Annotated in this window: 4 protein-coding genes and 1 pseudogene; all 5 read left to right on the top strand. The window is 42.3% G+C overall.

All coding sequences use genetic code 11. The features are described from left to right. The first annotated feature begins 468 nt into the window (after positions 1–468). Complete coding sequence (locus tag DW083_RS16875; protein ID WP_122333184.1) at positions 469–1023, top strand: ORF6N domain-containing protein; 555 nt, start codon at positions 469–471, stop codon at positions 1021–1023. Positions 1024–1086: 63 nt separating this feature from the next. Beyond that, positions 1087–3923: pseudogene (gene leuS, locus DW083_RS16870) on the top strand (leucine--tRNA ligase). Positions 3924–3931: 8 nt separating this feature from the next. Next, positions 3932–4810 carry a YitT family protein gene (locus DW083_RS16865; RefSeq protein ID WP_115499761.1) on the top strand — a complete coding sequence of 293 codons (879 nt, stop codon included), beginning with the start codon at positions 3932–3934 and terminating at the stop codon, positions 4808–4810. An 85-nt stretch (positions 4811–4895) separates the two neighbouring features. Next, complete coding sequence (locus DW083_RS16860) at positions 4896–5477, top strand: non-canonical purine NTP diphosphatase (protein WP_122333183.1); 582 nt, start codon at positions 4896–4898, stop codon at positions 5475–5477. Positions 5478–5490: 13 nt separating this feature from the next. After that, positions 5491–7821, top strand: a complete 2331-nt coding sequence (locus DW083_RS16855; protein ID WP_122333182.1) for a two-component regulator propeller domain-containing protein — start codon at positions 5491–5493, stop codon at positions 7819–7821. The last annotated feature ends 3 nt before the right edge of the window (positions 7822–7824 follow it).

The following is a 7824-nucleotide window of genomic DNA, read 5'->3' as shown; positions in this document are numbered from 1 at the left end:
GGACCGTTGTAAGGGCAAAAAAGCACCTGAATTTCCTTGGGATATTTGGAACGCCGTCCGTTTTATTTTCAAATATTCGATTCTCCGGGAGTTAAGCTTTATCACTTTGCTGCCGTATCCAGTTCTCGGCTATCAAATTGCACATTTTTTGGAATGAGCTCGGCACCTCATTTTATCTATTGTCATCCGATCAGGTTAAAATCATAAAAAAAGTCAATCCCAAATCGATCAGAATTTCGGACGAAATAGAAAAACGGCTAAAAAGGGGGGTTATTGTAATTTTCAGGGTTGCAAGATTCGAAACTTGTCAGGTTTAAACTGATCCGCATAACCTGCCTCATCCTTATGTTTATCCCCAATAATTATCGGGTGAGCCTTACAGAACAAATAGAAAATACATGGGGACAGTTGCGCAATCGGATTATTATCCTTTCCTTTGAATAATTAAAACAATAAAAACACTTAGCTATGGAACTACAAGTGATTCAAAACAAAATTTATGAGATTAGAGGTCAACGGGTGATGCTGGATTTTGATTTGGCAACATTGTATCAGGTGGAAACAAGACGTTTGAAAGAACAAGTTAAACGTAATATTGAACGTTTTCCAGAAGACTTCATGTTTATACTTACAGAAAAAGAATGGAATGAACTGGTCGCAAATTGCGACCAGTTACCCAAAACAATGAAGCACAGCTATATTATACCCTCCGCCTTTACGCAAGAAGGAATAGCCATGCTGTCAAGCGTACTCCGTTCCCCTATAGCAATACAAGTCAATATAAACATCATGCGGGCCTTCGTAAAAACAAGGCAATATATACTTGAAAGCAATCAGACTGCCAAAGAATTAGCAGAACTCAAACTGCAACTCCGTTTCTTACAAGAAGATCTGGAAAGTCTTTCCAAAGACCACGAAAGTTATGAACAGCATTTTGATGATATCTACATGGCTCTGGCGGAATTAGCCAACCGAAATAAAGAAAAAGAAAATAAACCAAGAAATAGAATAGGATATGTATAATCACAAAATTCACTAACTTTGTGGCTTTAAATAGAAAACGATAAAAATAAACGATAAACAATCATGGAGTACAATTTCAGAGAAATTGAGAAAAAGTGGCACGAATACTGGATTGCCAACAAGGTTTATAAAGTCGAAAAGAATGCCGACAAACCTAAGTATTACGTCTTGGACATGTTTCCTTATCCATCAGGAGCAGGACTACATGTAGGCCACCCGCTCGGTTACATCGCATCTGACATTTATTCCCGTTACAAACGCCTGCAAGGTTTCAACGTTTTGCACCCGATGGGCTATGACGCTTACGGACTGCCGGCAGAACAATATGCCATCCAGACCGGACAGCATCCCGAAGTAACGACAAAGAAAAACATCGCCCGATATCGCGAGCAAATGGATAAAATAGGTTTCAGCTACGACTGGAGCCGTGAAATCCGTACCTGCGACCCGGAATATTATAAATGGACACAATGGGCATTCATCCAGATGTTCAACAGCTACTACTGCAACGACGAAAAGCAGGCACGCCCTATCAGCGAACTGGTTGCCGCTTTCGAACAGGTCGGAACAGAAGGCCTGAATGTTGCCTGCGGCGAAGAGCTGAGCTTCACGGCTGACGAATGGAAAGCCAAGAGTGAGAAAGAAAAACAGGAAATCCTGCTGAACTACCGCATCGCTTATCGGGGCGAAACGATGGTAAACTGGTGTGCCGCATTAGGAACCGTATTGGCTAATGATGAAGTGGTGAACGGCGTTTCCGAACGCGGCGGTTATCCGGTGGAACAGAAAATCATGCGCCAGTGGTGCTTGCGTGTATCGGCTTATGCACAGCGTTTGCTGGACGGACTGGACACAATCGACTGGACAGACTCGCTGAAAGAAACACAGCGTAACTGGATCGGTCGCAGCGAAGGAGCCGAAATCCAGTTCAAGGTGAAAGACAGCGATCTGGAATTTACGATCTTTACGACCCGTGCAGATACCATGTTCGGTGTCACTTTCATGGTATTGGCTCCCGAAAGCGAACTCGTTGCCCAGCTAACCACTCCCGAGCAGAAGCAGGAAGTGGACGCTTACCTGGACCGCACCAAGAAACGTACGGAACGCGAACGCATCGCCGACCGTTCCGTGACCGGTGTATTCAGCGGTTCATACGCCATTAACCCGTTCACAGGCGACGCAGTGCCCGTCTGGATCAGCGACTACGTACTGGCCGGCTACGGAACAGGTGCTATCATGGCCGTTCCGGCACACGACAGCCGTGACTACGCATTTGCCAAACATTTCAACCTGCCGATTATTCCGTTGATCGAAGGATGCGACGTCAGCGAAGAAAGCTCGATGCAAAAGAAGGCATCGTCTGCAACTCGCCGAGACCGGAAGTAACGCCCTATTGCGACCTCTCTCTGAACGGTCTGACCGTAAAGGAAGCAATCGCCGCCACCAAGAAATATGTAGCCGAACATCAATTAGGACGTGTAAAAATTAACTACCGCCTGCGCGACGCTATCTTCAGCCGCCAGCGTTATTGGGGCGAACCGTTCCCTGTCTATTACGATGCGGATGGCATGCCTCAGATGTTGCCGGTCGACAAACTGCCGCTCGAACTGCCGGAAGTCGATAAATTCCTGCCGACCGAAACGGGAGAACCTCCTTTAGGACACGCCGTAAAATGGGCTTGGGATACCGCTAAACAGGAAGTTGTAGAAGTCTCCAAAATAGACAACAAGACTATTTTCCCGCTCGAACTTTGTACCATGCCGGGATTTGCCGGTTCATCGGCTTACTACCTGCGCTATATGGACCCGCACAACGACCAGGCATTAGTAGCTAAAGATGTAGACGAATACTGGCGTAATGTAGACCTCTATATCGGTGGAACCGAACATGCTACCGGTCACCTGATTTACAGCCGCTTCTGGAATAAATTCCTGTTCGATCTGGGTGTTGTCTGCGAAGAAGAACCGTTCAAGAAACTGATCAACCAGGGAATGATCCAGGGACGTTCCAACTTTGTGTATCGTATCAACGGTACGAACAAGTTCGTTTCCCTGAACCTGAAAGATAAATACGAGGTGACTCCTATCCACGTGGATGTAAATATCGTATCGAACGATGTCCTGGATATGGAAGCCTTCAAAAGCTGGCGCCCGGAATATAAAGATGCCGAGTTCGAACTGGAAGACGGCAAATATATCTGCGGTTGGGCAGTTGAAAAGATGTCGAAGTCGATGTTCAACGTCGTTAACCCGGACATGATCGTTGAAAAATATGGTGCCGATACGCTTCGCCTGTACGAAATGTTCCTGGGCCCGTTGGAACAATCCAAACCTTGGGACACGAACGGTATCGACGGCGTTCACCGTTTCCTGAAAAAGTTGTGGACACTGTTCTTCGGTAATACGGATACATTGCAGATCACAGATGCAGAGCCGACAGCCGACGAACTGAAATCACTGCATAAGCTGATCAAGAAAGTAACGTTCGACATCGAACATTTCTCATACAACACTTCTATCAGTGCTTTTATGATTTGTGTAAATGAACTGAGCAACCTGAAATGTAACAAACGTGCCATTCTGGAAGAATTAATCATCCTGTTGGCTCCGTTCGCTCCTCATTTTGCCGAAGAATTATGGCATACCTGTGGTCACGACACAACTGTTTGTGACGCCAAATGGCCCGTCTGCAACGAAGAATACTTGAAAGAAAACTCGCTTACTTATGCTATCTCCTTCAACGGTAAAGCCCGTTTCAGCATGGAACTTCCGGCCGATATGCCGCGCGAAGAGATAGAAAAGGCCGCTCTTGCACATGAAAACTCCGCCAAATGGATGGAAGGCAAGACACCGAAGAAGATTATCGTTGTTCCCGGAAAGATTGTAAACATCGTAATCTAAACATTTATATGAAGTTCATAAACAATAAAGTTTATTTTGCTGTACAAGACTACCTGATGATTATATTGGGTACTCTCTTGTACGGCTTCGGCTTCAACGCCTTCATCTTGTCTAATGAAATTATTACCGGTGGAGTCAGCGGTATTTGTGCCTTAATCTTCTTTGCCACCAACGAGGCTATCCCCGTGTCTGTATCTTACTTCGTGATAAACGTAGTATTATTGTTGGCCGCCCTGAAAATACTTGGGTTTAAATTTCTGATAAAAACGATATTCGGAGTCTTCTCCCTGTCCATATCCCTGTCGTTCTTCGAATGGTTGTTGAAAGACCATACCATCCTGCACGACCAGCCGTTTATGTCTATCATAATCGGAGCCTTCCTTTGCGGAGCCGGTCTCGGACTTGTATTCTCGGCAAACGGCAGTACGGGAGGTACGGATATCATCGGAGCTATTGTCAACAAATATAAGAATATATCCATTGGCCGTGCCTTGTTGTTCTGCGATTTCTTCATCATCGGTTCCTCTTTTCTTCTGTTTCATGACGTCGAAAAGATCGTATTCGGTTTTGTAGAGATGTTTATAAGTAATTATGTGCTCGACATGGTGTTGAACGGTAACCGCCAATCGGTCCAGTTCTTCATCTTCTCGCAGAAGTATGACGAAATAGCCGAACGGATCATTCACGACCTGGACCGCGGATGCACCATTCTCGACGGCGTAGGCGGTTATTCCCGCAAGCCGGTCAAAGTGGTCGTCCTGTTGGCCAAAAAATCCGAATCGGTCGCCATCTTCCGCCTGGTTAAACAAATAGACCACCAGGCGTTCATCTCGCAAAGCATCGTCAGAGGCGTGTACGGGGAAGGGTTTGACCAGATAAAAACATAAAACAGTCACTCGAACAATTTAAAGCACTTCCGTACGTTATATACACATCGTATAGAAGTGCTTTTTTTATTTATACACAACGAAAATGAAACTTGTATTTGCAACAAATAACCAGCACAAGCTGGACGAAGTCCGGAAAATAACAGCCGGATACACCGAAATAGTAAGCCTTTCAGACATCGACTGTCACGACGATATTCCCGAAACAGCAGAAACCCTGGAAGGTAATGCCCTGCAAAAAGCCCGTTATATCAAAGAGAAATTCGGTTACGACTGTTTCGCCGATGATACGGGACTGGAAGTAGAAGCTCTGGACAACGCTCCGGGAGTATACTCCGCACGCTATGCCGGTCCGGGACATGATTCGGAAGCAAACATGAATAAACTGCTCCAGGAGATGGAAGGCAAAGAAAACAGGAAAGCCCGTTTCCGTACCGTTATCGCCCTTATCCTGGACGGCAAGGAATACCTGTTCGAAGGAGTTGTAAACGGCACCATTATCCGGGATAAACGAGGTGGAAGCGGTTTCGGCTACGACCCTGTATTTGTTCCCGACACCTGTTCGCAGACATTTGCCGAAATGGGTAACGAGCTTAAAAATAAAATCAGCCACCGCGCCGAAGCAGTTAAGAAACTGACTGCCTTTCTTTCAAATTACACGTTCTAATATTGTATTTAATATGAGAAATATATTGACTGTTATCTTGCTTTTTTTCCTTTCATTCACTGCCACGGCAGCCAATGATAACACACTCGGATGGAAAACATATCTTTCTTACTACAACACCAATAACGTAGAAGAATCTGCCGACCAGGTATTTGTAGTAGCGGAAGGCGCTCTATATACATATGGAAAAGAAGATAATAGCATCAAGCAATATTATAAAGGAAACGGATTGAATGACACCGACATTCAATTCATTTCCTATAATAAACAGACAAAGTCCCTGCTGATTGTTTATAAAAACTGTAATATTGACATTCTGCAAGAAGGTTCGGTAAAGAATATTCCTTACTTGTATACTACTACATCAATAAGAGACAAAGATGTCAATTCTGTTATGATTCATAACGAATATGCTTACTTATCCATAAAATCAGGTATAGTAGTTGTCAACATGGACAAAAAAGAAATAACCGATACCTACAACTTATCTCAAAATATCACATCCTGCGCTATTCAGGATAACCGGATATACGCTTCTGTAAAAAGTGAGACATTCAACGGTGTTTTATATGCATCTTTAGACGATAACCTATTGGATAGATCAAATTGGAAAACATATACAATTACAGGTTTTCCATCGGATAGCTCTATAGATACAATTGTATTATTCAAAAATCAGCTGTTTTATCTATCTAAAAACAAAGGCGTTTATTATGAATCAAATAATACCACTGTTCCTTTAGTCGATAATGTTTCAATAAATAGCATCAAAGTAATTGGCGAAAAATTAGCTTGTATAGCTTCCTCACAAGTTTATATCTTCACTGATACAAAAACTTTTGACCAAATAAACAATCTTGCCATAAAAGATATCAGTACTTATCAGACTGATAAATATTGGATTGCAGAAGGTGCCAAAGGTTTGCGTTCCATCAAGAGAACCGGTGCCAATCAATTTGAAGCTGTAAATGAATCGATCACGTTGGACGGTCCCTACTCCAATAGTCCGTTCGATATTGTGTGTCAAAATAATAATGTATACATCATACCCGGTGGTAAAAATCTGACAGATGGCCTCCGTTTTCGTAAAGAAGGTTTGGTAATGATATATGATTATGATAAGTGGACAGTCTTAGAACCTTCTAAAAATCAAAGTAAATTTGGTATGTTACCTCGCGACTTTACCAGTATTGTTGTGAGTACAAACGATGCAGGAGATGAAATAATTTATGTATCTTCTTTCGGTGATGGAATTATCCAATATAAAAATAGAGAACCTGAAATCAGATATCATGGTTCAAATAGTCCACTTGAAGGAGCGGGAGGAAATTCAGGTAATTATTTAAATATGGATGGACTTTCTTTCGATAAGGATGGAAATCTTTGGATGACTAACTCTCAAGTTAAAAATAATGCTATAAAAATATTAGATAAAGATGGAAAATGGCATAGTTTATTTGTTGAATCATTAAAAGATAAATATACAATAAATGACATTCTCATAACTTCCAACAATGACAAATGGGTAAATATACCTCGTCCTGCCGGTGAAGTTCGCATTACAGTCATTGCAAATAGTAATTCATTGGATACAGCTGATTCCTACTATTTTGAAAGTTTTACCGATACTGATGGTAATAATTTCTCCCCAAGTAATTACACCTGTATGGCAGAAGACAAAAACGGATATGTATGGGTAGGGACTAATAAAGGTGCCATTTACTTTACCAATCCTAAATTGGCAACATCGGAAAGCAATAAATCGATGCGTTGTACACGTGTCAAACTTATCAATGAAGAAGATGGAACACCCTACTATTTCCTCGACAACGTAATGGTGACAACTATAAAAATAGATAATGGAAACCGGAAATGGATAGGTACAGATGGCAATGGTGTTTATGTATTGAGCGGAGACAATCAAGAAGTCATTCACCAATTCAATACATCCAACAGTCCTCTTTTATCCGATAAAATATATTCCATCGAAATCAATGGAAAGACAGGTGAAGTTTTTATTGGAACAGATAAAGGTTTAGTCTCCTATAAAGGAGAAGCAACGGAAGGAAAAAGCGATTATTCTGACGTCTACGCTTATCCAAATCCTGTACGGCCGGAACATGCAGATAAGGTTACTATCACAGGTTTAATGGATAACTCAAACGTAAAAATCACAGATTTGAACGGAAATCTTATCTATCAAACCAAATCCTTAGGTGGACAAGCATTTTGGAACTGTCGCAACAAAAAAGGTGTTCGTGTAGCATCAGGTATCTATCTTGTACTTTCTGCTACCGAAGATTCAAAAGAAAGTGTGGTAACAAAGATCGCAGTCATAAAATAAGGA

Origin of the sequence: Parabacteroides sp. AF48-14 (assembly GCF_003477465.1) — a bacterium.
In the GTDB taxonomy this organism is placed as follows: domain Bacteria; phylum Bacteroidota; class Bacteroidia; order Bacteroidales; family Tannerellaceae; genus Parabacteroides; species Parabacteroides acidifaciens.
The sequence above is the reverse complement of the archived record's forward strand: the minus strand, read 5'-3'. Positions and strand labels throughout refer to the sequence as shown.